Origin of the sequence: Caballeronia sp. INML1 (genome assembly GCF_023631085.1) — a bacterium.
GTDB lineage: Bacteria > Pseudomonadota > Gammaproteobacteria > Burkholderiales > Burkholderiaceae > Caballeronia > Caballeronia turbans.
Window position 1 is genome coordinate 137,496 of sequence record NZ_JALQDT010000068.1, and the last position, 25,111, is coordinate 162,606.

At 64.7% G+C, this 25,111-nt stretch carries 21 protein-coding genes; 12 read left to right on the top strand and 9 right to left on the bottom strand.

The window, feature by feature from the left end; all coding sequences use genetic code 11:
- Nucleotides 1-177: 177 nt before the first annotated feature.
- Nucleotides 178-444, top strand: coding sequence for a hypothetical protein (locus NCR38_RS28045; protein WP_250477957.1), 267 nt, complete (start codon nt 178-180; stop codon nt 442-444).
- Between the two features lie 113 nt (nt 445-557).
- On the top strand, nt 558-878 hold the full coding sequence (locus tag NCR38_RS28050; RefSeq protein WP_311765934.1) for a DUF4148 domain-containing protein: 321 nt from the start codon (nt 558-560) through the stop codon (nt 876-878).
- A 165-nt stretch (nt 879-1,043) separates the two neighbouring features.
- On the opposite strand, the gene NCR38_RS28055 is transcribed toward NCR38_RS28050, so the two are convergent.
- From NCR38_RS28055 to NCR38_RS28075, 5 genes are all read right to left on the bottom strand, one after another.
- On the bottom strand, nt 1,044-4,097 hold the full coding sequence (locus NCR38_RS28055) for a hypothetical protein (RefSeq protein ID WP_250477958.1): 3,054 nt from the start codon (nt 4,095-4,097) through the stop codon (nt 1,044-1,046).
- On the bottom strand, nt 4,094-5,341 hold the full coding sequence (locus tag NCR38_RS28060) for a cytochrome P450 (RefSeq protein ID WP_143756348.1): 1,248 nt from the start codon (nt 5,339-5,341) through the stop codon (nt 4,094-4,096). The genes NCR38_RS28055 and NCR38_RS28060 overlap by 4 nt, the downstream gene beginning before the upstream one ends.
- Nucleotides 5,342-5,413: 72 nt before the next feature.
- The gene (locus NCR38_RS28065; RefSeq protein WP_250477959.1) at nt 5,414-8,692 is read right to left on the bottom strand and encodes an AAA family ATPase; all 3,279 of its coding nucleotides are present in this window, start codon (nt 8,690-8,692) and stop codon (nt 5,414-5,416) included.
- Between the two features lie 233 nt (nt 8,693-8,925).
- A complete protein-coding gene (locus NCR38_RS28070) occupies nt 8,926-9,642 on the bottom strand; it encodes an OmpW/AlkL family protein (RefSeq protein ID WP_409219323.1) in 717 nt (238 codons plus the stop codon).
- 100 nt (nt 9,643-9,742) lie between these two features.
- Nucleotides 9,743-11,725, bottom strand: coding sequence for an MFS transporter (locus tag NCR38_RS28075; RefSeq protein ID WP_250477961.1), 1,983 nt, complete (start codon nt 11,723-11,725; stop codon nt 9,743-9,745).
- 655 nt (nt 11,726-12,380) lie between these two features.
- Here NCR38_RS28075 and tssK point away from each other — a divergent pair.
- Both tssK and NCR38_RS28085 read left to right on the top strand, forming a co-directional pair.
- Entirely contained in the window at nt 12,381-12,701 is a 321-nt protein-coding gene (gene tssK / locus NCR38_RS28080) for a type VI secretion system baseplate subunit TssK (RefSeq protein ID WP_250477962.1), read from the top strand.
- Between the two features lie 223 nt (nt 12,702-12,924).
- The gene (locus NCR38_RS28085; RefSeq protein WP_250477963.1) at nt 12,925-13,695 is read left to right on the top strand and encodes a hypothetical protein; all 771 of its coding nucleotides are present in this window, start codon (nt 12,925-12,927) and stop codon (nt 13,693-13,695) included.
- Nucleotides 13,696-13,739: 44 nt separating this feature from the next.
- Here NCR38_RS28085 and NCR38_RS28090 read toward each other — a convergent pair whose 3' ends face one another.
- Together NCR38_RS28090 and NCR38_RS28095 are read right to left on the bottom strand one after the other, a co-directional pair.
- Complete coding sequence (locus tag NCR38_RS28090; RefSeq protein ID WP_250477964.1) at nt 13,740-14,780, bottom strand: LuxR C-terminal-related transcriptional regulator; 1,041 nt, start codon at nt 14,778-14,780, stop codon at nt 13,740-13,742.
- Between the two features lie 78 nt (nt 14,781-14,858).
- The gene (locus NCR38_RS28095) at nt 14,859-15,986 is read right to left on the bottom strand and encodes an aminotransferase class V-fold PLP-dependent enzyme (protein ID WP_061118682.1); all 1,128 of its coding nucleotides are present in this window, start codon (nt 15,984-15,986) and stop codon (nt 14,859-14,861) included.
- A 184-nt stretch (nt 15,987-16,170) separates the two neighbouring features.
- Here NCR38_RS28095 and NCR38_RS28100 point away from each other — a divergent pair, with 184 nt between their 5' ends.
- The 5 genes from NCR38_RS28100 (at nt 16,171) to NCR38_RS28120 (ending at nt 20,768) form a co-directional block, all read left to right on the top strand.
- The gene (locus NCR38_RS28100; RefSeq protein WP_250477965.1) at nt 16,171-17,070 is read left to right on the top strand and encodes a LysR family transcriptional regulator; all 900 of its coding nucleotides are present in this window, start codon (nt 16,171-16,173) and stop codon (nt 17,068-17,070) included.
- 184 nt (nt 17,071-17,254) lie between these two features.
- The gene (locus NCR38_RS28105; RefSeq protein WP_061118684.1) at nt 17,255-18,577 is read left to right on the top strand and encodes an MFS transporter; all 1,323 of its coding nucleotides are present in this window, start codon (nt 17,255-17,257) and stop codon (nt 18,575-18,577) included.
- 30 nt (nt 18,578-18,607) lie between these two features.
- Nucleotides 18,608-19,648, top strand: coding sequence for an amidohydrolase family protein (locus NCR38_RS28110; protein ID WP_061118685.1), 1,041 nt, complete (start codon nt 18,608-18,610; stop codon nt 19,646-19,648).
- Nucleotides 19,645-20,313, top strand: a complete 669-nt coding sequence (locus NCR38_RS28115) for an RraA family protein (protein WP_061118686.1) — start codon at nt 19,645-19,647, stop codon at nt 20,311-20,313. Before NCR38_RS28110 ends, NCR38_RS28115 begins: the two co-directional genes overlap by 4 nt.
- Before the next feature lie 62 nt (nt 20,314-20,375).
- On the top strand, nt 20,376-20,768 hold the full coding sequence (locus tag NCR38_RS28120) for a hypothetical protein (RefSeq protein WP_250478011.1): 393 nt from the start codon (nt 20,376-20,378) through the stop codon (nt 20,766-20,768).
- A gap of 72 nt (nt 20,769-20,840) precedes the next feature.
- Here NCR38_RS28120 and NCR38_RS28125 read toward each other — a convergent pair whose 3' ends face one another.
- Both NCR38_RS28125 and NCR38_RS28130 read right to left on the bottom strand, forming a co-directional pair.
- Nucleotides 20,841-21,089 (bottom strand): DUF1488 domain-containing protein, encoded by a 249-nt coding sequence (locus NCR38_RS28125; RefSeq protein ID WP_250477966.1) that lies wholly within the window; start codon nt 21,087-21,089, stop codon nt 20,841-20,843.
- A 343-nt stretch (nt 21,090-21,432) separates the two neighbouring features.
- Complete coding sequence (locus NCR38_RS28130) at nt 21,433-22,779, bottom strand: LLM class flavin-dependent oxidoreductase (protein ID WP_250477967.1); 1,347 nt, start codon at nt 22,777-22,779, stop codon at nt 21,433-21,435.
- 348 nt (nt 22,780-23,127) lie between these two features.
- Here NCR38_RS28130 and NCR38_RS28135 point away from each other — a divergent pair, with 348 nt between their 5' ends.
- From NCR38_RS28135 to NCR38_RS28145, 3 genes are all read left to right on the top strand, one after another.
- Nucleotides 23,128-23,685, top strand: a complete 558-nt coding sequence (locus NCR38_RS28135) for a DUF3005 domain-containing protein (RefSeq protein ID WP_250477968.1) — start codon at nt 23,128-23,130, stop codon at nt 23,683-23,685.
- A 54-nt stretch (nt 23,686-23,739) separates the two neighbouring features.
- Complete coding sequence (locus NCR38_RS28140) at nt 23,740-24,771, top strand: alpha/beta fold hydrolase (protein ID WP_250477969.1); 1,032 nt, start codon at nt 23,740-23,742, stop codon at nt 24,769-24,771.
- A 69-nt stretch (nt 24,772-24,840) separates the two neighbouring features.
- The gene (locus NCR38_RS28145) at nt 24,841-25,062 is read left to right on the top strand and encodes a hypothetical protein (protein ID WP_250477970.1); all 222 of its coding nucleotides are present in this window, start codon (nt 24,841-24,843) and stop codon (nt 25,060-25,062) included.
- Nucleotides 25,063-25,111 lie beyond the last annotated feature (49 nt).

Here is a 25,111-nt window from a genome sequence, read left to right on the forward strand (position 1 = left end):
AAACCTTACCTGGGCATCTCGCGCCAGCTCGCGAGGTAGTCCCGCAAACTCGATCCGCATAGTCGAACGAGAACCCCGGCGGCGCGTGCGCGTCGGCGACCGAGGCCCCAGTCATGAAACTGGTCGCAAGCGCGTCGCAGGCTTGCGTTCGCAAATTTGCTCGAAGAGGTGATGGCGATGAAATCAACGTTATTTCTGGCACTTTCGGCTGCGAGTGTGTTCGCGATCGGCGCGGCACAGGCTCAGGACAGGCCGCCGGCGCAGGACGCGTCGATGCAACTGGACGCGAGAGGCGAGCCGTCGGCGGCGCCCAACGACACGGCTTATGGCGGTGCACGGCCCGCCAGCATGTCGGGCAATCCGTCATCGCGTGATGCGAGGGCGGCAGGCGCCGACAGGGCATGCACGCCGGGGCTTGACTGCGACATCTATCGCGGTCAGTAGATCACGACTTCGTCGTTCGATGACGAAGCAAGGACAGGCGCGACGACGCGTGCGTCATACGTGCAGGTGCATCGGACCGTCGTGTCTGCGATGCACGAATCCAACGGAGATGAATGATGAAGATGCTCTTTATTGCGGCAACGCTGTTTTCCACGGCGCTCGTTGCAACGACGGCGCAGGCGCAGACAGGCGAGCCGCTGACGCGCGCGCAGGTGCGTTCCGAACTCGTCGAACTGACGCACGCCGGCTATTCGCCGGCGTCGGAAGACGCGAGCTACCCGAGCAGCATTCAGAGCGCCGAAGCGCGCGTGGCGGTGCATGACGGCGCAAATGCGTCGGGTAGCGGATACGGCCCTTCGATCGCCGGCACGCGACAGTCCGGCGGTTCGGCGGGCACGGGCAGCCAGGGAAAGGATATTTTCTTTGGCCAGTGACCGCCTCGCCGCCCTCGTCGCGCTCGTCGCGCTTGCCACCGATGGCGGCGGGCGCAGGCATCCAGACGCGACGCGCGATCAGGTCGCCCATCCGAAAGGACTGCGCGGCTGGCTGTTGAATCGCCTCGATGGGACATCGAACACGTCGCGCGAAAAAGGACAGGCCTACGGCTTCGACAGAAAATCGAGCAGCGCCTTGCTCGGAATGAAGAAGTACCCGCCGCCGGTCAGCTTCGTCAGATCCGGCAAATCGGGCAGGCGCACCGGTCCGTCCGACGTCGGAATGCTGAAGCTGCGGCCCGGTCCGCGCCCGACGATCGGATCGACTTCGTATTCCATCGCCTGCAGGCTCGAATTGAGCAGCCACGTCTTCTGAACGAACTCGAATTGCCGCTCGATATCGCCGTTCACGCACATGAAGAACACGCCGAGCCGCTTGTTCTCGTCCAGTTGCCAGCACTTGTTCTTGTCGAGATCGCCGAAAACCCGGCTCACGCGCAACATGCGATGCCGGTTCACCGAGGCGATCTCCTCCTTCGATCCGGGAAAGCGCGTGTCGCGCGGATTGGCCCGGCGAATGTGGGCGCCAAACGGACAGCCGTGCCCGGCCGGGTCTTCCTCGCCGCACATGAAATCGTTGTCGGGCGTTCTGCCGTGAGGGCCGCCCAGGCGGGCCGGCGGCGTGCCGTGCCGCACGAGCGACGAGCCGTCTTTCCAGCGGCCGAAAAACTTCCCGAAGAGCACGGTCTTGAGGTCGTCACGCGTTTTGACGTGGGAGAACGTCGGAATGGCCGCGGAAATCGGGAAGTCCGGCGTGCCCGGTGAAGGCACGGGCGAACCGGGATGGATGCGGATGCCCGTGCTCTCGTACCAGGTGTTGAAAGCGCGCAGGTCCTGTTCGTATTGCCGCACGACCAGAAATGTCCCGTTCAGGCCGAGATCGCGTCGCCCCGACGACGCATAGCGTGCGAAGTCGGGACGCACGCGCGCCGGATCGACGCCCGCATCCGGAAGCAGATGATGCGGATCACAAGACGCTGGAATGGTGGGTCCGGGCGGAATCACGCCGAGGTTATCCGGATAGCCGAGGATCAGCTCGCCGGGTTCCACGAGATCGTTCTCGTCGTGCGCGCGGTTGCGCTGCGGCGCGCCGCGCATGACGGGCTGCGAGATGCCATCCATGAAGCCGAATGGCTCGCTGCCGCCGATCCCGCACGCCTTTTGACCGGAGCGGTCGCGCAATTGCGTCAGCGGTTGATGGTAGGCGCAGGTGTGGCCATTCGCCGAGATTGCCAGGCGCACGGTGGTCTCCAGCGTCATCAGATCTGACGGGTCCAAGCCATACGCGAGCACGAGCACATCCGGATTCGTGCGCGGGCCGCCCCACGCCCATTTCGTCGGCTCGTTGCCGTGGATGTCGCCAAGTTCCCGCGCGCGGTCCGGCGTGCTCATTCCCTGCTTGAACGCGAGCGGAAACGTTTCGATGGCCTCGCGCGGCAAGCCGAGCAGCTTCAACGCGCGCGCCGAGAAGCCGATCGCGAGCGCGGTGTTCATCTGCTTGTGAGCCGTGCCGTAGACGGCGAGATCGCGCAGTGCCGCGACGAATGCCTTGCAGTTCGCCTCGTTCTTCGAGAGCGACACCACGAAGGCGCTCGCACAGCGCATTCTCGACAGGCCGCCGAACGCGAGCGTCGATATCTGCGCGACCTGCAGCGAGGGCGCCGGCCGCGGCGTGGAGCCGAACAGCGCGAACCAGTCGATACTGTCCTGATTCGTTCCCGCAGTCGCGAAGCCCTCGTGAATCTGCGAATTGGTGCGGATGCGCGATGCGCTCAGGTTGCGGTAGGCCGCGTACCAGAACGGCGTGGGAATCTGCTGCCGGCGCGCCCAGCGCACCGTGCGGTCGCCGTCGGTCGCGCCGGCGCTGATGATGCCCCGCGTTCTCGGAAAGCCGATGCAGTTGCTCCAGATGCCCGTGACGCCCTCGGGCGCATCGGCGATGAAGTCGGCGACATACGACTCCCATGTGCCGTCGTAGTTCGACCAGAAGACGAGCTGATCGGTGCACGGAAGCCGCATCCAGCGCGCGGAATGGATGACCCCGTTCTTGCCGAGGAAGCCGAGCCTGTTCACGTAGCCGGCGGCGCCCACGCCGATGAACGCGAGGCGCAACGTCAGGCAGCGCAGGATGCCGGGTTTGAGACGCGACACCGTCAACATATGATTCTGCTGCCCGAAATTCTCCTTCGCGAGCAGCAGTCCGCCCTGCCTCGCCGACACGATGCGCTCATCGACGAAATCGGTCGCGCCGAGCATGTTGAGCCGCCACAGCGAGAGACCGAGCACGAGCGCGAGCGTCAGAAGCACGAGGAACAGCGTGGTCGCGGTGCACATGACGGCCACGAAAGTCGGCAACTGGCGCGAGAAATAGACGTTCGCGCCCATTCCAATGATCACGAGCGGCACCCAAAGCGGCCAGACCATGTTGTGGAAGCTCCGCAAGATCGCCTTGACCGCCTTAGGATTTCTTGGCAGTGATCCGACCTCTTCCTCGGCTTCCGTCGGCAAAGCCACTTCAGGCACGAACGCCCACTTCCAGGGGCGCCCCCTGGAGAGCCAGACCGTGCGGCGCACGAGCGCGAGCTGCTCCAGCGGTGAGAGCGAATACCAGCCCGGCTTGTTCTGCTCCTGCCCGATGACCTCGCGCAGCTTCTTCGCGAGATCGCGCTCGCGCGCGATGCGATCGGCGGTCAGGCCCGGCGAACCGCTGAACACCTGGCCGAGCGCGCTGAACCGCCATTTCGCGCTGATCCTGACTTCGTACGAAAGCAGAAGATCGAGCATGTCGGCGCGCGAGAGAGAAGGCTCGGCCGCGTCGAGGACGGTTCTCAACGGCGCGCAAAAATGCTCGGCGAGCTCCGCGAGCACGACCCGCGATCCGTAGTCCGACGTGATTTCAATCACCAGATGCGCCGCCTTGTTCGTCGGCCGCGAGGGTTTGAGACTCGGGGCCACGTCGGATTCGGAAGGACACAGCGTGTCGATCACGCCGAGGCTCATGAAGTGCAGGCCTCGCACCTTCCTCAACAGTTTGCGGATGTCGCGCTTCGGATAGTTGCCCCGCGTTTCCTCCGTCAGCGACCGGATGGCCGCGTTGACGTTGTCGACGTTGAGCGGATCGAACGGAACGACAATGTTGATGAAAGCGGGCGAGCTCATGACGATTTCCCCGGAATCCGGACGACGAGGTGCCGAGGAAAGATCGACTTCGGCCACCGCTGGAGGCGGCCGGCGCATCCTTGCGCGCGTTCGAGACCGGGCTGCATCACGAGCGGCTTGAATGTCTGGACGAGCTGCGCCTGCGCGATGAACGCCCCGACGCACCAGTGAAGGCCCAGCCCGAATTGCAGCCGGTCCGCGGCAGGGCGCCCCGGCGTGAACACGTAGGGTTGCTTGACCCGGCTGCGATCGAACATGGCCGACATCGTGCAGGCGAGCACGAACGTGCCCTCGCGGATGCGCTTCCTGCGCCAGGAATTCGCGGCGACGACGTAGTCCTTCTCGCACACGCGAAACGGACCGTAATTGATCGGCTTGTAGCGCAACGCCTCGAAGAGACATTGTCCGAGCAAGGTTTCGTCGCCCGACAGAGCCGCCGCGCGCGTCATTCTGAGCATCCCGCCCGTGCGCAACATCATCTCGAGGATATGACCGCCCGCGATGGTGGTCGTCGGCACGAAACCGACGATCAACCCGAGCAGAAACGCGCGCACCTCGGTGTCGCGGCTCTCCTCGCGCATGAGCCGGCCCATCACCGTCGTCGGTTTCGGGGGAACGCGCCGCGCGGCGCGGATCGCATCGTCGACCACCTCGCGCACGATGTCCGCCATCGCGTCCACATGCGGTTTCTGAACGATCGGCGGCGGCCCGAACAGGTGTCCGCTCAGACAGACGAGCGCTTCGGTGAAAGACCGGCGGTCCCCGACCGGCACGCCGAGGTATTCGACGCAAATGTCGAGCGGAACGTCCGTGATGAGCTTCTCGATCGCGTCGAGCTCGCCGCCCGTCGCCGCGCCGACGGTCCTGCTCGCGTGCCGCCGCGCGATCTCGCCGACGGTCTCCACATCGTCGAGTCTGAATACATGCATCAGCCGGACGAGCTGCTCGTCGTGAGCGCTCTTGTCGTCCGTGCCGAGGATGAACGGCGTGCCGGGCCACGATCCGTCCGCGAGCCGCGTCATCTCCCCGGCGAACGGCACCTTGAAGATGTCCGGGCGCGAGAGCACTTCTTCCACGTCCTCGCGCAACAGGACGGCCGCATAGCGGAACAAACCCGGGATCGGCCAGAGGTAGCGCAGCACGCCCAACAGATACTGCAGCGGCGGAACGTAACGCACCGGCGCGGGGCGCCGCGACGAGAGCCTCGGGCTCCTTTCGCCGGACTCGAAATCGACGTGGGGCATGTTGCCTTCCTTCTTGTTGCAAACGACGTCCAAACGCGAGCGCCATCATGCGCCGCCCGCTCCCGTCATCGATCACAGATTGGCGATGTGGCACGCACCTCCGACACGGGTCTCCAGAATCGCGCGGGCGCGGCGCAGGTCGGGAAGGTCATGAGCGTCGTCGAACGAGGCGGCGAGCAGCCTCAACTGATCTGCCGCGTCGGTCGTGGCGTCCGGTGCGCACGCGCCCTCCATCAGCTCGCAACGGGCGCGCAGCTCCCACAGCTTCGCGCCTTGCCCCACCGCCACCGCGCAGGCGCGCCGGAACGCCTCGAGCGCGGCGGCTTCGTCGCCACGCGCGCGCAGCAGCACGCCATGCACGCGATGAAGCTCCGCTTCGTCCCAGCGCTGGCCGGTCGCCCCCGTGATCGCGAAGGCCTCGTCGAGCAGACGCAACGCCATGTCGGTTTCGCCGACCCAGCCATGCGCCTGCGCCGACATTCGCAGGAAGCCCGACAGATACAGCACGGTCTCGGTCGCGCGATAGGCGTCCATGCCCCGCGTCAACGCCGCGAGCGCATCGTCGCGCGCGCCGATCGCGGCGAGACAGTAGCCCCGGAAGATCGCCTCGACCGCGTGGTAATACGCGATGCCGCTGTCCGCGATCGCGGTAGCGAGCTCGTCCAGCCGCTGCAGGCCGGCCTGCGGCGAGATCACGGTCAGCGCGACGAACGATGCGCCCACCAGCGCGTGCGCGAGCGTATAGACATGCCCGATGCGCCGCCCCTGCGCGACCGCCTCGCCGCTGGTGCGGATCGCCTCGGCGAGCCTGCCCGCGCACATCTGCGACCACGACATGTACGTCAGCATCACGACGCGCGGATCGTCGACCGTCATCGACGCATAAAGCGCCTGCTGCGCCGGGTCGTAGAGCGCGATGCCGGTTTCGAGCTGGCGAATGGCGTCGCCGAAATGGCCCATCGGATGACAGGTCACGCCGCTGAACCGATAGCCCATGAGGCGCCACAGCGGATCCTGCCGCGCCTCGCCGCGCGCGAGAATTTCCGCGGCCTGAGCCCGCGCCGACGCGAAGTCGGCGCGCATGAGCGCATGAGTCCACAGGCCGTGCAGCACGGCGAGCAGCGGCGGCGGATCGCCGAGCATCTCGCACAGGGCGCGCGCGCGGGCAAACGTCTCTCCGGTGCCGGCGACGGCATAGCCCTGCGTGGCGATCTGCGCCATGCCGATGCAGATGGTCAGCGCGAGTTCGTTCTGCAATCGCCACGGCGAGCGCTCCATCGTCGAGACGAGCAGGATGCCGCGATTCAGATGCTCCAGCGCTTCCACCATCGCCGAGCGGCGCAGCGCACTGCGGCCCGCTGCGAGCCACTGGACGACCGCCTTCTCGACGATACGCGCCTCCGTGTAATGCCACGCGAGGATTTCGGGCTGGTTGGCGACCGCATCCGCGAAATGCGCTTCCAGCGCGCCGGCGATGCGCTCATGCAGCGCGCGGCGCGTATCGCGGCCGATGATCTCGTAGGCCGCGTCGCGGATCAGCGCGTGCTTGAACGTGTATGCGGGCTCGGACGCCGCGCGTCGCAGCACGATGCCGAAGTCCACCAGCCGGTCGAGCGCCGGGCCGAGATCCTTGCCGGGCTTGACGACGAGTTCGAGCAGATGCACCGGGAAGTCGCGTCCGATCACGGCTGCCGCTTCGAGCACTTCGCGCGCGGCGCCCAGCCGGTTGAGCCGCGATTGCAGCGACGCGCGCAGCAGCATCGGCAGGGGCTTGCCTTCGAGACTGCCGACGGCGGCATCCGGCCGGGCCGCGCCTTCGACGGTCGCGCGGGTCAGTTCTTCCAGGAACAGCGGAATGCCGTCGGTGCGCAGCACGATGTTCCTGACCGTTTCGGCGGGCAGCGCCTGGTCGGCCGCGACGTGACGCACCAGCGCGGCGCTGAGCAACGCAGGCAAGGGACCGAGAAAGAGGCGCGTGACACCCGGAACGCTGTCGAAGTCGGTGAAGCTGCCGGGGCGCATCAGCACGAGCAACATGACCGGCATGCGCGGCACCATGTCCGCGACCATCAGCACGAGTTCGCGCGAGGTATCGTCGATCCACTGCACGTCCTCGAACACGATGAGCGCCGGCAGATTCGTCGCCGAGCGCCGGAGCCATGCCACGAGCGCCTGCATGGTCCGGCGGCGCTTCGCGCTCGGGCTGAGCGACCTGGTGCCGGCGACCTCGCGCCCCGGCAGATTCAGCAGGTCCGCGATCAATGCGCGATCCTCCACGGGCAGGTCCGTGAGCACCGCGTCGAACTTCGCGAGCTTGTCATCGACGGAATCGGACGCGGCGAAACCGGCGGCGTGTTCGATCTGCTGGATGCATGGACGCAGCGGCGAGCCCTGCCGGTAAGGCGAGCAAAAATAACGATAGATGCCCGACGGCTCGGCGCGGGCTTCGTCGAGCAACGCCGCGGCGAGACGCGACTTGCCGATGCCCGCATCGCCCGTGACGACTGCGATTTGCCCGTGCCCCGCGCGCGCCTGCCGCCAGAGCCGCAACAGTGTGCGGTGCTCGTCGTCGCGGCCGAGCATCGGCGAGAGCTTCGGGTTGCCGCGCGCCTCGAAGCGGCTCGCGACGGCAATCGCGCCGGCCACGCGCCAGGCGCGCATCGGTGCGGCGAGACCCTTTATCGCGAGCGGGCCGAGATCGCGGAAATCGAAGAGATCGCCCGCCAGGCGCCGGGTGGCGTCGTCGACGATCACGGAATTCGCCTGGGCCTGGCCCTGCAACCGCGACGCGATGTTGGGCGCGTCGCCCATCGCCGCCGGCCCCTCCGACTCCTCCGCTTCCGCGACGACCACGAGCCCGGTCGATACGCCGAGGCGCACGCCGAGCTGAGGCAGGCCCGCGAAACTGATCGCGCAGACCGCTTCGACCGTTTTGAGCGCGGCGTGCACGGCGCGTTCGGCATCGTCCTCGTGCGCTTCCGGATAGCCGAAATAGACGAGCGTGCCGTCGCCCCGGTAGCGCTCCACGCGCCCGCCGAACTGCGCCATGCTCCGGTTGACGGCGCCGCGATACGCCAGCAGCACTTGTCGGTAGTCCTCGGGATCGAGTTCATCCGACAGCGCCGTGGACCCGATCAGGTCACAGAAGACGAAGGTGATCTGGCGACGCTCGACGCAGGCGTCCGACACCGTGCCGGCGCCATAGCTCGCGCCGCACTGCGGACAGAAGCGGGCCTGGCGCGGGCGCGCCGCGCCACAGCACGCGCAATGCGCGCGCGCCGTGCGGCGCGACGCGGCGGTGCAATTGCAGCCGACCGCGGTCACGGCGCCGCCGCACCAGGCGCATCTCACGGAGACTCCCCTTCGGGCGCGACGCGCTTGCCGCCGCGCGCCTTCAGACGCACGTCATCGTACGACGCAGGCATGATTCGATCAGCGCGCAAGGAGGCCTCCATTCTGGTGAACGAGACTCGTGAACCCTTCTGAAAACCGGGATCAGCGTGCGCCGATTCTTCTCATCGTCTGTTTCAGATTATTACAAAGCTGCGAACAAGACAATCTGCCAAGGTCCGCGTGAGGCCCGCTCAAAACCGGTATCCGACGCGCAGATACGTGATGATCGGATTGAGCGTGATCTTCGCCTCGGCCTTGCGCGTCAGCGTGCCGACAGGCGTCTGCGACTGCGTGGTGAACGTGCCCGTCGTGCTTTGCGGGATGAATGAAACCGAAAAGCCGGCGAACCAGTGCTCCGAAAACGCATACGTGGCGCCGACGTTGAATACCGGCGACCAGACCGTGCTTGCTTCCGCCGTCGTCGGGCCACCGAGCGCGCGGGCCTCGAAATCGCCGTTCGTGATCTTCGCGTTGCTGAAGGACGTGCGCGTCACGCCGATGCCGACATACGGCCTGAATTTCGATTGCGGCGCGAGAAAAAAGTACTTGAAAAGGAGCGCCGGGCTCCACTCGCGGACGGTGCCGAGCTTGCCGTATCTCGACAGCGCGCCGGTGCCGTTCACGTCGAACTCCGGCGGCACGCCGAACTCGAATTCCGCCGCGATGTGGTCGGTAATGAAGTAGCCGACGGTGAAGCCGGCGGTATCGGCGCTCGACACGCCCGCGCCGGTATTGGGCACGGTGATGTTGACCGGATTGCCGCCGACCGACGTGATCTTGAGCGGGTCGCTGCTGTCCTGCGGCGCGAGGTGGAACCAGCCCGCCGTGGCGAAGAAGCTTCCCGCCGACTGCGCATGACTCGCGGTGGCAAGGCACAGGGCCGTGGCGGCCGCGCCGGCCGTTCGAATTCCATTCACTTTGCACTCCTCCTAAAGCCACATCGACCGAAAAGGACGTCGTACTGTTCGCCCGCGCGGGCGTGGTGCGAAAGCGGCCGCCGCCTGCTGTTCACGTGCGAGATCGGAACATGCGCCAGCGGCGTGGCGCGGCGTCGTGCCTGCCGCGCCACGCGTGCATCGCCTTGAGCGCCACTGCATGGCGAATGTAGCGATGCCAGATGAAAGCCAGATCGAACACCAGCACGCCGAGCCGCCATACATACACAAAGAAGAAGCCCGCGAGCACCAGCGGCCAGATCGGCTTTTGCGGGGGCGCCTCCATGAAACGCCAGACGATGCCGGCGGCGAGCAGGACCGTTGCGCTGCCGACCAGCATCCAGCCGCCGAGCACCGGCCTGCGCGGCGCGATCCAGCCCGACAGGCTGACCAGCGCCGCGATCGCCACGAGCAGGAGGTTGCCTTCGGGCGCATGCAGACTGCCCGCGAGAAGCGCGAACTCGCGGCCGATCCAGAACCCCGAGACCGGTTCGACGAGAAAGTTCGACACCTTCGGGTCCAGGTAATACAGGCACGGCCACGCGCCGCACAGGAACGCGACCAGCGCGAGCGCCCACCATCGCGGGTGCGTCCATTTGACGAGACGCGGCAGCCGGCCCGACACGGTGACGCCCGCCAGAAGCAGGCTCAGGCACAGCACGGAGCGCACGATGCCCCGATAGGCGGCGGCGTCCACGAACTCGAATGACGCGAGCGTCGCCTTGAAGAGCAGGAAGACGGCGAGCACGTGCGTCAGGTAGGCGACCACATACGGAATGGCCGTGCTGACGATGCCGACGATGCGCCTCGTCGGCGGCGGCGGTGCCTTGCGCGCCGACGCGGGACGCGCCTCGGGCAGCACGACGTCATCGATGAAATGCGCGAACACGGCGTCGTCGCTCCAATAGCCGACGTGCGCGGCGCCCGGCACCCAATAGCGGCTGAATCCGAAGTCGTCGTACTTCGTGAACTGGAATGCGCCGCACCGGTGCTCTTTCAGATACTCGCGTGCCGTGTCCAGTTCGAAGCCGACCGGATCGCCGTAATCGTAGTAGTTTCGCCACTTGATCGGCTTCGGCAGCACGAGTGGATGATTGCGTTGCGAGCCGAGCATGGAGACCTGCGCGTCCGGGCGCTGCTGCCTGAAATTGTCGGAGGCGAGATCCATCGGGTCCCAGAGCTTCGGCCACAGCAGGATGTGCTTGTCGATTGGCGAGCCGAACGTCATGAAGCCGCGCACGCAGGTGATCCATTCCGTGGGGACCGTCGTCGCTTGCGGGCCGGGGCTTTTCACGCCGCTGGACGAGAGCGCCTGAAGCAGCGCCAGAAACGCGATGATGCTGCCCTCGCTATGCGCGACGATATGAATCTCGGGATCGCGGCTGATGCCGGGATACGCGGCGTGGAACCATTCGATGATCGTCTGCATCGCCTTGTGAAAGCGAAAGAGGATCACCTGGCGGTAGTACTGGAATTCGGCGATGAGCTGAACGTCGCTGTAGTAGTCGCGCAGCAGCTCGGGCAGCTTGAAATCGAGCAGGCCGAGTTGCGACGGGAGATACAGCAGCTTTTCCAGCACGGCGAAGGTCTCGATCTCCTCTTCGATGATGCCCGCGACCTGCGAGAAATCCTTCGGGGTGAGTTGGGCCTTCCAGCCCGAACGCTTCGCTTCCTGTTCGACGCGCGTGTAGAGCGCGCGCACGCGGCTGAGGACGGTCCGGCCCCAGGCCTTGCTTTCCTCGAGCGTATCGTCCTGCTTCACGAGATCGCGCGGCACGTCGGCCCAATACACTTCGGCGAAGCCGATGCGCGCGAGCGGGTCCTTGCTGGGCACGTCGAGGCGGCTCACGCACACTTCCCCGACGCTGCCGAGATTGAAGTAGCCGAGCGACAGCACCGGCAACGGCGGCTTGTCGAGCGCGCCGAAGCGATGGACGGCCGCGCGGATGGATTCGCTTCGCAGGGCGGGCCCGATGCCGTGGATGGCCACGACGATCTTGTCCATCACTGGAGCAGGGGCGGCGCCAAGCGGGGCAAGGCCAGGTTGAATCTGCATCTGTTATTCACTTGTCTGCGCAGGCCCGATGGACTTTGATAATCCGGCGGAATCCGCCATCGAGCTTCGCTTTCAACCTGCACGGACGCTTTTTTTAAAAGCGCCACCCGGAGTAATACGGATATCTAAACTCCTCTCGCGATAATATGCAGCGCCGGTGTTCGGTGAAAAAAATCCGGTGGGGGTTTTATGCTTGCTTTAACGTAGGTTGTGGGGGGGTGAAAGTCAAGATGGGCCTCCGTACCGCGCGAAGGCGCGTCGAACCATGAAAACGGCCGATCGTGCGGAGCCGGGAAAAGACCCGAGAAACCCGTTCACTTGGGTTTGAATCTATCCAGAAACCGGTCGGCCAGAGTCTTTGAATTAAGTAACCTGGCCGAATGATTCTCGACTTCCCAACTCCGCTGATCGTCCGAAATGGAGATCAACAGGGTGATATCGCGCGGGCCCGTGTTCAGAGAAAACAAACCTTCCTTGTCCAAACTGGGGACGCTTAACTACATCCTGCGCGATAAGGGTCTCGATTCAGGAAGCATGCCGTTCGTATAAGCCGATCGCGCGCGTGCGCAAACGTGGCGCGGAGCGGCCCGTCGCGCTCGACGAGCACCGCCAGATCGTACTCGACGAATCACTGGCCGAATGCTTCGGATGACTGATGACGACGCTTGCGCGCGCGCAGATGTCGTCCGAAGCGTTGCGCGTGCGCTTTCCGGCGCAGGTGAAACTGGGGGCCGCCGACCGGGTGCAGGGGCTCGTCACGCTCGCGCTGCCGGGCAGCGTGCTTCGGCCGCTGCCGGTCGTGCCGCCGCAGATTCCGGTTCACGCGGGCTACGACTACTTCGGGCTCGAACCGGGCGGCGAACGCACTGATCGCGCCGCGCTCCTTCTGCGCCGATTCCGCTCGACCGGGCGCGCGCCGGTGCGGCGCACGCGCCTTCGCCCACGACCACGAAGCCCTCTACGACTTTCGATGTAGGCCGTCCGGCCGATTTTGCCGTGCCCCGCCTCTGACTACTTTTGAAGCGCAGGCCCGAGGCACCGGCGCTGTTCGCCGAAGTCCCCGGGCCGCACCGCCGCCGCACCTTGGCGGCGGCGTTTCGAAGCCGTCTGGAGGGGACCATGATCCTGCATCCCGAATCGGCGGCGGCCGGCGCGCCGTCTGCATCCAGCCATTTCAGAACCGCCTCGGGAGCACCGTCATGATCGCGTTGATGACGTGCGATGCGGGCGCCCATGCCCACGACACGCAGAGGCTCGCCGACCTCTGGCACCGTCGCGCCGCGCTCAGCGAAATGGAGATGGCGCAGATCTACGGCATCGTGCTGCATGCGCTGCGGGCGTACTATCCGGCCGAGTTGCGCGGCCTGCCCGAAGACAAGGAAGAGTTGATCGCGCAGTTTTTTTACTCGCGCGTGCTACGGCTCGACTTCGATCAGCGCGTGTCGCACGCATCGGCGGAAAGCGCGCCGTCCACCGCGTATGCGCTGTGCGCGTATTTCAGGCGCTTTCTGATCGACTGCCTGCGCAGCGCAAGCGTGCAGCGCAATCTGTCCATCGAAGTGGACGGCGTGCAGGCCGAAGTGGATGCGCGTCCCCACGCCCCCGACGATCCCGTGGAGACGGCGCTCGCCGAACACGGCCTCGGCGAGCGGCGCGTGCGGGAACTCGCCCGCGCGTTCATCGCGTCGCTCGATCCGTCCGATCGCATCATCCTCGCGGGCAGCCTCGGCGCGTCGCACGACCGCAAGGGCGGACTCAAGGGCGTGGCGCATGAGAACGAGGTGCCGTCGTATCACTATCGCGCGTGCAAGCTCGGCGTCACCATGAAAAAAGACGCGACGCCCGGATGCTTCGCCCTGACCAGGATCGGACGCTGGATCGAGAACACGCTGGGCATCGAAATCGCGCTCGAGAACCGCGACGTGATCCTCATTGTGCTGAGCCTGCTCGCGCTGGAGGCGCATGAATGAACGCGCGAGGAGCGATGCTCGCCGGCGCTTCGGCTGCCGTGCCATCAACCTTCGCGCAGCTTGTCGGCCTGCAGCCGCCCCACGATGAGCCGGAGCAGATGCAGCGCGAATTCCGGCTCCTGATAGTAGAGCCGGATCGCATCGGCGGCGCAGACCGTGCGCATCTCGCATTCGGTCTTGCACACGGCGGTCGACGTACGTCGATGCCCCGGCGAGAACAGCCCGATTTCGCCGAGCACGCTGCCCGCGCCCAGTTCGATCCCGATCTCGCTCAGTGTCACCGTGCCCTTTTCGACGTAGAAGAGTTCGCCGCTCGCATCGCCCTTGCGGAACAGGACCTCGCCCGCGCGATACCGCTGGCTCTCCATGTTGGCGAGCAGCCTGCCGAGCGATACCTGGCCGTCGATCGCGCGCGCGACCTGCGTCTCGCGCACGCGCTCCATGCGCGCGGCGGCCGCGCTCGCCTCGCCGCGGCTCGCGACGTTGAGCGCCTTGAAGATCGTCGTGAGATGCGTCTTGACCGTGGCCTCGGCGCAGTCGAGCTCGCGCGCGATCATCTTGTTCGAGCGGCCGCGCGCGAGCAGCGCGAGCACTTCGATCTGTCGCGGCGTGAGGCGCGCGTGGGCATCGGCGTTCGGAGATGCTTCGCCGCGATGCGCGGGCGTGGCACGAATGGAGGATGGCACGGGGGCGACCGGGTTCCCGGCGAGGAATGCGCGCGGAAAGTACACGCCGCCCGCGAGCGCGACCCGCAACGCGCCGAACAACATGTCGGCCGACGCGGATTTTTCGACGCAGCCAGCAACGCCGTCGGCGATCAGGCCGTCAATGTCGGCCTTTTGCGCGGCGCCAAGCAGCACGACCAGCGGTATCGCGCGCGCCTGTTCGCGCAGTGCTTCGTGCTCGGCGGCTGACTGGCGCAGCGCGTCGCCGTCCATTACGATGCAGTCGGGCTTCGGGTCATCGGAGATCGAGCCAGCGAGACCGTCGCGCACGCACACCTCGACATCCGCGGCGTAGAGGCGCAAGAGCGACGCGACGCCTTCGCGAAACAGTCCTGCCGGTCCGGTGAGCAAGAGCTTCATGACGTTCGCTTCGCACGGAAAGTTCGGACTCTGGCAGGCAGTGAGGCGTGCGCTGCGCACGCGCTCTGGAAGAACATCCTAAAGAATGGTGTCCAACGCGTTGGCGAACCTGGCGACCGTGCCCTCGACGTCATGCAGCTTATCGAGGCCGAATAACCCGATGCGGAAGGTCCTGAAATCTTCTGGCTCGTCGCATTGAAGCGGGACGCCGGGCGCGATCTGCAAGCCGGCGTCGGCGAATTTCTTCCCCGATCGTATGCCGTCGTCGTCCGTGTAGCAAACCACGACGCCCGGAGCCTGGAAGCCTTCGGCCGCCACGCTTTTGAAACCGGCGCCAGTCAGGCGTGCGCGTATGCGCTCGCCGAGTTCGAGCTGCTCCGCTCTCACCTTGTCGAAGCCGTATGCCTCGGTTTCCTTCATGACATCGCGCAGCGTCGCGAGACTGTCCGTGGGCATCGTGGCGTGGTACGCGAATCCGCCACTCTCGTAGGCTTCCATGATCTGCAGCCATTTGCGAAGATCGCAGGCGAAACTGGTGCTGGTTGTCGAGTCGATTCTTTCGCGGGCGAGCGGGCTCAGCATGACCAGACCGCAGCACGGTGGCGCGCTCCATCCCTTTTGCGGTGCGCTGATCAGGACATCGACGCCGCTCGCCTGCATATCCACCCAGATCGCACCGGAGGCGATGCAATCCAGTACGAACATGCCACCGACGGCATGAACAGCGTCAGAGACGGCGCGCAGGTAGGCATCGGGCAACATCATCCCGGATGCGGTTTCGACATGCGGCGCAAACACCAGATCCGGCTTGTTTTCTTCGATCGCAGCGATCACTTCTTCGATCGGCGGCGGTACATAGGCGGCCTGTCTTCCTTGTTCGACTGGACGTGCCTTCAACACCACCGATTCAGACGGGATGCTGCCCATGTCGAAAATCTGCGACCAGCGGAAACTGAACCAGCCATTGCGGATGACCAGACATTTTTTGTTCGTCGCGAACTGCCGTGCAACGGCTTCCATGCCGAAAGTCCCGCTGCCTGGGACGATAACGACCGACTTCGCGTTGTAGACACGTTTCAGGGCGGCGGAAATATCGTGCATGACTCCCTGAAAGAGTCGCGACATATGATTGATGGATCGGTCGGTGTAGACGACGGAATATTCGAGGAGGCCCTCGCGGTCGACATCGGGGAGTAGTCCTGGCACGTTCGCCTCCGGTAATGGACGAATGAACGAATCGAAAGCTCATTCTAACGAAAGCCGCCAGAAGCGGCATCGGCCGGGGCCATCTCACGTATGACATCATGAGTCCCCGAACCGCAAGGGGAGAGCCCTCCCCGCTCTCGCAAGATATGACCCGCGTTGCCCACCGATTCCCAGGAACGTCGACATGAATTTCAGATCCTTGCAGTGCTTCGTCATTCTTGCCGAGGAACTGAACTTCAGCCGCGCGGCCGAGCGCCTGCATATTGCGCAACCGGCACTGAGCCAGCAAATCCGGCTGCTGGAAGAGCGGCTCGGCACTCAACTCGTCGATCGCGCCAGGCGGCCGCTGCGGCTCACCGAAGCGGGTCATTACCTCTGCACGGAAGCGCGTCAGATTCTGGGCTCCTGGGAACAGGCGAGTCTCGGTGCGCAGGAAATCGGCATCGGGCGGCGCGGGTGGCTGTCGATCGGCTTCACGCGATCCGCGATGTACAGCATCCTGCCGCCCGCGCTGAAGGCGTTCCATCACTCGTATCCGGAAGTCGAACTCAAGCTGTTCGAGATGTTGACCGAGGAACAGACCGATGCGCTGCGTGATCTGCGCATTCACATCGGGATCGGGCGCCAGCCGCTCGACATCCCCGGCTGCACGTCTTATCCGCTGCTGCGGGAACATATCGTGGCCGTGCTCTCGCCGGATCATCCGCTGGCGAGGAAAAAGAAAGTGCGCATCGCCGAACTCGAAGATACCCCGCTGATCCTGTATCCCAAGCATCAGAATGCGCAGTTCAAGCGCACCGTGCAGTCGTTATATCGCGATGCAGGCGTGACGCCGTTCGTCGCGCATCAGGCGTACGAGATCCAGACCGCGATCGCGCTCGTCGCGGCGGGCCTCGGCGTGACCTTCGTCGGGGAGTCGGTTGCGCGGCACGGTCGCACGGACGTCGTGTTTCGTCCGCTCGCGGGCCCGGGCGCGACGCTATGGTCCACGCTCGCCGCAACCTTCCGCACCGACGACGACTCCGCTCATCTGCGCGCCTTTCTCCGCTGCCTTCCGGCACCTCTCAAAGACGCCGCACTATAAGCAACGCCTTATAGAAGAATAAGGAACGCGTCTTGGACGCGGGCAGCCACGCTTCTTATCATCGGCTCTAGTGCTCTGGACCGGGACGCCCCTGCGCGCCCGGCCTGCGCACACAGACGGCGAAGGCCGTTTGTAAAGCAGGGCCGCAGAGCCCTCGCATTCTCGAAAGAAACGCGGAGACGGCATGACCCCATTCAACGAAGCGGCAACCATGCGAAAGGTGTACGGGCGGCTCATGCCCCTGCTCTTCGCGATGATGTTCTTCAACTATCTCGACCGCATCAACATCGGCTTCGCGGCGCTCGACATGAATCGCGCGCTCGGCTTCTCGCCCGCCGTGTTCGGCTTCGCGGGCAGCATCTTTTTCGTCGGCTACATGGTGCTCGAAGTGCCGAGCAACCTGCTGCTGCATCGCGTGGGTGCGCGCCGCTGGATCGCCCGCATCCTGCTCACGTGGGGCGCGGTCGCGGCCGCCACGGCGTTCGTCTTCGACGACAAGAGCTTCTACGTGCTGCGCTTTCTGCTCGGCGTGATGGAAGCGGGCTTCCTGCCGGGCGTCGCGGTCTATCTGACGAAGTGGTTTCCGGTGCGCTACCGGGCGCGCGCCGTGGGCGGCTACATCATCGCGGGGTCGTTTTCCGCGGTGCTCGGCGGCCCGATCTCGACCGCGCTGATGACCTACGCGAACGGCATGCTGGGCTTGCAGGGATGGCAATGGATGTTCATCCTCGAAGGCATCCCGGCGATGCTCCTCGGCCTGCTCACGCTGCGCATCATGACGGAGCGCCCGGCCGACGCCGACTGGCTCGCCGATGACGAAAAGCAATGGCTCGAAACGACGCTCGCGGCCGAGCGCGAAGCCTTAGGCGGCAACACGCATTTTCCGCTGCTGCGCGTGGCGGGCGACATCCGCGTGTGGAGTCTCGCGTGTCTGTTCGGCTGCGCGCTGGTCGGCATCTACGGCCTCTTTCTGTGGCTGCCGCAGATCGTCAAGAGTCTCGGTCATCTGAGCAATATCGAAGTGGGCTTCCTTTCGGCGGCGCCGCCGCTCCTGGGCGTGCTGGGCACGTTCATCATCAGCCGCAGCTCGGACCGCACCGGCGACCGCAAGAAGCATCTCGCGTTTGTCTATGGCATGAGCGCCGTCGCGATCGCGGGCAGCGCGTATGCGCCGAATCCCGTCATCGCTTACGCGCTGCTGTGCGTGACGGGTCTCTTCATCTACGCGGGCAATCCGCTGTTCTGGAGCCTCGCTTCGTCGTTCAGGACCGGCGCGGCGGGCGCGGCGACGATCGCGCTCATCAATACCATCGCGCAGTTCGGCGGGCTCGTCGGGCCGTGGAGCATCGGCCTCGTGCGCAGCGCAACGGGAAACTTCAAGCTCGCCCTGCTGACGATTGCGGCGTTTCTCGTCATCGCGACGGTCATCGCGCTCGTGATGCGCGTCAAGCCCGCCGACGACGAAGCCGACGCGCTGCCGTCAGCGGACCCCGCCGCGCGCACCTGAATCCCGCCCTCAACGATACGGAAGTCACGCATGATCATCGATTGTCACGGCCATTACACGACCTCGCCGCCCCAGCACGAAGCGTGGCGCATGCAGCAGATCGCCGCGCTGAAGGACGGCGCCGCGCCGCCGCCGCGCCCCGCCATTTCCGACGATGAGATCCGCGAGAGCATCGAGGGCGGGCAGTTGCGCATTCAGCGCGAGCGCGGCACCGATCTCACGATCTTCTCGCCGCGCGCCGCCGGCATGGGCCATCACCTCGCCACCGCCGACGCCAACGCAGTCTGGTCGGCCGAATGCAACGACCTCGTGCATCGCGTGTGCGCGCTTTTTCCGCGCAACTTCGTCGGCGTCTGCCAGTTGCCGCAGGCGCCGGGCGTGGCGCCGGAGAACTGCATCGCCGAGTTGCGGCGCTGCGTCGAAGAACTCGGTTTCATCGGCTGCAATCTGAATCCGGATCCGTCGGGCGGCCACTGGTCCGGGCTGCCGCTCACCGACCGCTCGTGGTATCCGCTCTACGAAGCGATGGTCGAGCTCGACGTGCCCGCGATGATCCACGTTTCGTCGTCGTGCAATCCCAACTTCCATGCGACCGGCGCGCATTACATCAATGGCGACACCTCCGCGTTCATGCAGTTGCTGCAGGCGGATCTGTTCGCCGATTTCCCGACGCTCAAGTTCATCATCCCGCACGGCGGCGGCGCGGTGCCTTATCACTGGGGACGTTATCGCGGACTCGCGCAGGACATGAAGCGGCCGCTGCTCACCGAGTATCTGCTGAAGAATGTTTTCTTCGATACCTGCGTGTATCACCAGCCGGGCGCCGAACTGCTCGCGAAGGTGATCCCGGCGAAGAACATCCTGTTCGCATCGGAGACGATCGGCGCGGTGCAGGGCGTCGATCCCGAAACCGGCCATTACTTCGACGACACGCGCCGCTATATCGACGCGATCGAATGGCTCAGCGACGCGGATCGCCAACTTATCTACGAGGACAACGCGCGCGCCGTCTACGGGCGCCTGTCCGCGCAACTCGCACGACAACACTCGACTGAAGGAGCGACGACATGAATCCGGCCGGATGGCGCGAATACGAATCCGCGCCCCAGGCGAGCGCCGCGACGCTCGCCGCCTTGCGCGAACTCGCGGTATCGCTTCTGAGCGACAACATGGCCCGCGTGAGCGGCACGACTGGTTTGCGGCCGTTTCATCGGCCGAAGCCGATGGCGGGAACCGCGGTCACCGTGCGCACGCGCGGCGGCGACAATCTCGCGATTCATCGCGCGTTCGACTATTGCCGTCCGGGCGACGTGCTCGTCATCGACGGCGCAGGAGAGCTCACGCAGGCGCTGATGGGCGACATCATGGCGAGCTTCGCCGAAAGCATCGGCGTGCAGGGCCTCGTGATCGACGGCGCGATCCGCGATGTCGGTGAGTTGAGTCAGCGCGATTTCCCGGTGTACGCGCGCGGCGTGACGCATCGCGGGCCGTACAAGCATGGACCGGGAGAGATCAACGTGCCGGTGACGGTCGGCGCAATGGTGGTGCATCCGGGCGATATCGTCGTCGGCGATGAAGACGGCGTGCTCGCCATCGCGCCGGCGGATGTCGAAGCGGTGATCGAGGGTGCGCGCAAGCAGGCGGCAAAGGAAGCGGCGGCGCTGAAGTCCATCGCGGAAGGCCGTTTCGATCGTTCCTGGGTCGCGCCTCAGCGCGATCGCATGATGAACGGTTGACGGCTTGCTGAACCGTTGCGGATGCGCGCATGATGGCGCGTCCGCCTTCGACTACATCGCCCATGCCCGACTATCTCGACACCGCCGCACTGATCGCGCTCGCACGGCACGCGGATGCCGAGGCTCCCGGCGCTTGCACGTGCACGAAAACGCCGCTCGACGGCTGGCAATCGCAGCCGCTTTCCCTCGACGAAGCGCAGTTCCGCGAGATCGGCACGCTGGTTTCGGAGCACGATCCGGAGCCCACGTTTGCCGAATATCTGCCCGGCAAGATCAATTACTGGTCGGCCGATGCGCCCATTGCGCCACGCTATTTTCCGTATAACCGCTGCGGCGTGTGGGCATGTTCATCGTGTGGGCGACTCTATCTGCGCTACACGGAAGGTGGCGGCTATTTCGTCGATCGCAGGATTCGTGCGGTGCGTTGGAATTTGATCGAAGACGTCTCGCTGTGAGCGTCGATTGCTTTTCGTCGAAAGTCGCGGGTCTCGTTACGCGAGCAGAAGCGACCCGGACCGTAGCCGTCGTCAAATCGAATATCGATTCTGCGGGCCACGCACATATTTCTTTTTCGCGATTTCAAGCAGCGCTTCGCGAAACTCGTCGAATGCGACGAGATACGCCCGCTCGTCGGAACCCAGCGCGGGTTGAAAACTCTTGAGCGTTGCGCTGCCGACCTCGAACGTGATTTCGCGCGATTCGTCATGGCCCCAGAAGAACACGCAATGCCGCGCGGCATCGTAGCTTCGGCTCGGATTCGGAAAATGGAGGGCCATGATGAGTCTTTACGGCGTGGGCGGAAATCGCCACTTGCTGGCGGTGGAATCGATGAGCGAATAGCTGATGCGCCTTTGATCCGCCCGGTTAGCGTCCTCAGTCCTGAGAAGAAGCAGCCGTGCCCGACGATCCCGGTTGTAAGCAGTCTCATCTGCCGCAGGCGGGATAGCTTTCTTGATATCTGATCGCATGACTACCTCTGAAAGACCGGTCCACGTAGTGAGGGCGGTCTAATCACTATATACCCTTCCCGCCGCACGAACTCTCTTTATTACGCCATGTCATCGGGCGATCGAAGTTCTGGTCCGTAGCGGCCCGAATAGTCCTCGACCAACAACGCTCCTACGCAACAGCCGCCTGCCTCGCGTAACGCCCGTCCGGCACTCCAAGCCCCAGATGACTGCGCAACGTCTTGCCCTCATATGCGCGACGGAAAATGCCTCGCTGCTGAAGAATCGGCACGACACCCTCCGTAAAGGCTTCGAGACCATCGGGCAGAACGTCCGGCATCAGATTGAAGCCATCGGCGGCGCCGTTTTTGAACCAGTGCTCGATGTCATCGGCGACCTGCTCAGGCGTGCCTACGATCACGCGATGCCCGCCGCCGCCCGCCAGCGCACGAATCAGCTCGCGCACCGTGTAGCCATGCGTGCGCGCCTGCGCGAGCGTCGCGTTGAAGAAGGTGTGATTGCCGTTGCCGCCGTTCGGCGGCGGCAGATCGTCGGGCAAGCGCGCGTCGAGAGAAAGCGAATCGACTGGAATGCCGAGCGTCCCCGCAATCCGGTTCAGGCTGTATTGCAGCGGAATCAGATCGACGAGTTCATCGCGGCGGCGCAGCGCCTCGCTTTGCGTCGATCCGATGATCGTCGTCAGTCCCGCGAGCACTTTCACCGCGTTCGGGCCGCGTCCGTAACGCGCGGCGCGTGCGTTCAGGTCTTCGCGATAGGCACGCGATTCATCGAATGATTGAGATGCTGAAAACACCGCTTCCGCATGACGCGCGGCAAGTTCGCGCCCATCGCCCGATGCGCCCGCTTGCACCAGCACCGGGTGACCCTGTGCGGAACGCGGCACATTCAGCGCGCCCCGGACATTGAAGAATCGCCCGCGATGGTCCGCCGGATGCACCTTGTCGAGATCGACGAAACGGCCACTCGCCTTCTGCGCGACGAACGCATCATCCTCCCAGCTATTCCATAACGTCTTGACGAGCGTCGCGAACTCGTCCGCGCGTGCATAGCGTGTCGCGTGATCGGGCACCGCATCGAGACCGAAGTTGCGCGCAGACGGCAAGTCCGCCGTCGTGACGATGTTCCAGCCCGCGCGTCCCCCACTGATCAGATCGAGCGTCGCAAACCGGCGCGCGATGTTATAGGGCTCGTTGTAACTCGTCGATGCAGTCGCGATCAGCCCGATATGCGTGGTCGCCGCCGCGACGCTCGTGAGCAGCAACGTCGGTTCGAGGGCCGTGATGGGACGCATGTCGAGTTGATCGGAGATCGCGGCGTTATCGGCAAGAAAAATTGCATCCAGACACGCGCGTTCGGCGATTTGCGCCAGGCGCACATAGTGATTCACGTCGAGAAAGACGTTCGGATCCGACGACGGCAAACGCCAGGCCGACGGCACGAATCCCGAATGAAGTGCGTTGATGTTCAGATGCAACTGGCGCAGGGCCTCGCCGCTCATGGAAAGCTCCAGGTGAAAAACACAACGTTCGATTCTGGAGCAGGAGGCCCTAGCGACGCCACGAACGATTTCGAGGAAGCATATGAACCGCAGCGCTAAACGGGGCACCTTCCGGGGGCGGCGCGCGACCGAATTCAGCGATGCGGCACAGCCATTGCTGCGTAAGGAGCGTACTCGTCGCTTCCTGGCTACCGGTTAGCGCGTTCGATGCGGCCCTCATACCGCGACGAAGCGCCTGGCGCCCGAGCCACCATTACCGCACCCTTATCACGGAGAAGACGACGATCGACTAAGTACACTGGGCAATCACGGCGCCTATTGCAGCTTACGCGAGTCAAAGTCTGCACAATGAACAACGCCGAATCGAACCCGTCTCAAGCTCAGCAGAAAACGCAACAGGCCACGAGCCCCGGCACCACGCCGGCCACGGAGACCGCCCGCATCGATCCGCAAACGGCCGCCGCCGAACTCGATCCGGCGTCCGTACGGAAGACACCCGCGCCGCCTTCCGACGACCCGTCCCCGCTTCCCTCCATCGACGATAACCGGTCCACGGCATCGAGCGGCGATCCGGTCGTGCGCGCAAGCTCACGCATCGTCTCGACTGACAACGCGAACATGGAAGCCACGGACGATACGGTCGATACCGATCGCAAGAATCTCGATGCGAAACGCGATCTGTCGCCGATGCATGACAACGTCGTTGGCTCGAACGCGACGCTCGATGACAGCGTCGCGACGCCGGCGTTCGGGCTGGGTGGAATCGACAGCCGCTCGGACGGAAACCGGCTGTCGATCGCCTTGCGACCCGGATGGACGATGCGTCATGAAGGAACCATGCACTTGCCCACCAGCAACGGTGGCCGCACGGAGCACATCATTTTCATCGATCGGACTTCGAACTGATCGATTCTTTCCTTACCGATACTCATCCGCCATTTCACTCTCAGCGAGAAAGCCATGCCCCGTCTCAGTGCCAAACCCGAAGCCTTGCCGCCCGCGTTAGGCGTGCTTGCCCTTGCGGCTGCCGCAGCAGCGGCTGCTGCTCTATGGAATCGCCATAAGGCCAAACAAGCCGAGCGAGCGAACCCGCCGATCGGCCGATTCGTCGAGATCGACGGCGTTCGCCTGCACTACACCGACACGGGTCACGGCCCGTGCGTGGTGGTACTGCACGGCAACACTGTGCCGCTACAGGACTTCGAAGCGAGCGGTGTGATCGACCGGCTGGCGGGAAATCATCGCGTGATTGCTTTCGATCGACCGGGTTTCGGTTATAGCGATCGTCCGCGCAATCGGATGTGGACGGCGCAGGCTCAGGCAGCGCTGTTGCAGCGCGCGCTGCTTGATCTCGGCATCGAGAAGCCGACCGTGATCGGACATTCATGGGGTACGCTGGTCGCGCTCGCGCTTGCCGTCGATTTCCCCGAGCAGGTGCGCGGCCTCGTGCTTATTTCCGGCTATTACTTTCCGTCCGCGCGTCTCGATGTGGCCATGACGGCGCCAGCCGCCGTGCCGGTGCTCGGCGACGTCCTTCGATACACCGTTTCGCCCTTCATGGGCCGTTTAATGCTGAAGCAGACGGTAAAAGCGATGTTCGCACCGGCAACCATGCCCGATGATTTCTTCGACGCCATGCCTCGCGAGATGCTGTTGCGCCCGAGCCAGATTCGCGCGACATCGGAGGACGCGGCGTTCATGATTCCGGCGGCGGCGCGATTGCGTGCCCACTATCCTTCGATCGACATTCCCGTGCGTATCTTCGCGGGTGTCGGCGACAAGATCGTCGATCCGGAATCGCAGTCCGCGCGCTTGCACGGCGTTTTGCCGAACAGCACGCTCGAAGTCGAACTGGATGCCGGCCATATGGTGCATTACAAGATTGCGGGCTTGGTCTGTGCCTCGGTCGCTGACATTGAAACGCAGACGGGGCGCGCCGTAACCGATGGCGCTTCCGACGGCGCGCACACGGACGCCATCGCGGTATCGTGAGAGCGATGCCTGAGCACAACCGGCCGGCACGCGCGTCGACGGCGTGCCGGCCTGATTAAAGGAACGATCATGACAGACGAACATACGCCCGATGTCGGCGAAGGCCGGAAGAAGTCTGGCGACGCCATCGAGGATGCCGACGTCCGCCAAAAGCTGGATGACGGCGATAGCGAGAAGATCGATGCGGTGCTCGAGGATCTCGGCGTGACGAAGCACGGCGACGACGCCGGAAAGCCGGATACCGAAGGATCGAACTCGTCGAGCAAGAATCTCGACGATGAAAAATCCTGATGCAGCCGTTCGCAATGGCAGCGGCTGTCTGATGCTTGCCGATACGTCA

Coding starts and splice junctions, on each gene's coding strand:
- NCR38_RS28045 (WP_250477957.1), top strand. CDS start 178: ATGAAATCAACGTTATTTCTGGCACTTTCGGCTGCGAGTGTGTTCGCG.
- NCR38_RS28050 (WP_311765934.1), top strand. CDS start 558: ATGATGAAGATGCTCTTTATTGCGGCAACGCTGTTTTCCACGGCGCTC.
- NCR38_RS28055 (WP_250477958.1), bottom strand. CDS start 4,097: ATGAGCTCGCCCGCTTTCATCAACATTGTCGTTCCGTTCGATCCGCTC.
- NCR38_RS28060 (WP_143756348.1), bottom strand. CDS start 5,341: ATGCCCCACGTCGATTTCGAGTCCGGCGAAAGGAGCCCGAGGCTCTCG.
- NCR38_RS28075 (WP_250477961.1), bottom strand. CDS start 11,725: ATGCAGATTCAACCTGGCCTTGCCCCGCTTGGCGCCGCCCCTGCTCCA.
- tssK (WP_250477962.1), top strand. CDS start 12,381: ATGACGACGCTTGCGCGCGCGCAGATGTCGTCCGAAGCGTTGCGCGTG.
- NCR38_RS28085 (WP_250477963.1), top strand. CDS start 12,925: ATGATCGCGTTGATGACGTGCGATGCGGGCGCCCATGCCCACGACACG.
- NCR38_RS28090 (WP_250477964.1), bottom strand. CDS start 14,780: ATGAAGCTCTTGCTCACCGGACCGGCAGGACTGTTTCGCGAAGGCGTC.
- NCR38_RS28100 (WP_250477965.1), top strand. CDS start 16,171: ATGAATTTCAGATCCTTGCAGTGCTTCGTCATTCTTGCCGAGGAACTG.
- NCR38_RS28105 (WP_061118684.1), top strand. CDS start 17,255: ATGACCCCATTCAACGAAGCGGCAACCATGCGAAAGGTGTACGGGCGG.
- NCR38_RS28110 (WP_061118685.1), top strand. CDS start 18,608: ATGATCATCGATTGTCACGGCCATTACACGACCTCGCCGCCCCAGCAC.
- NCR38_RS28115 (WP_061118686.1), top strand. CDS start 19,645: ATGAATCCGGCCGGATGGCGCGAATACGAATCCGCGCCCCAGGCGAGC.
- NCR38_RS28120 (WP_250478011.1), top strand. CDS start 20,376: ATGCCCGACTATCTCGACACCGCCGCACTGATCGCGCTCGCACGGCAC.
- NCR38_RS28125 (WP_250477966.1), bottom strand. CDS start 21,089: ATGGCCCTCCATTTTCCGAATCCGAGCCGAAGCTACGATGCCGCGCGG.
- NCR38_RS28130 (WP_250477967.1), bottom strand. CDS start 22,779: ATGAGCGGCGAGGCCCTGCGCCAGTTGCATCTGAACATCAACGCACTT.
- NCR38_RS28135 (WP_250477968.1), top strand. CDS start 23,128: ATGAACAACGCCGAATCGAACCCGTCTCAAGCTCAGCAGAAAACGCAA.
- NCR38_RS28140 (WP_250477969.1), top strand. CDS start 23,740: ATGCCCCGTCTCAGTGCCAAACCCGAAGCCTTGCCGCCCGCGTTAGGC.
- NCR38_RS28145 (WP_250477970.1), top strand. CDS start 24,841: ATGACAGACGAACATACGCCCGATGTCGGCGAAGGCCGGAAGAAGTCT.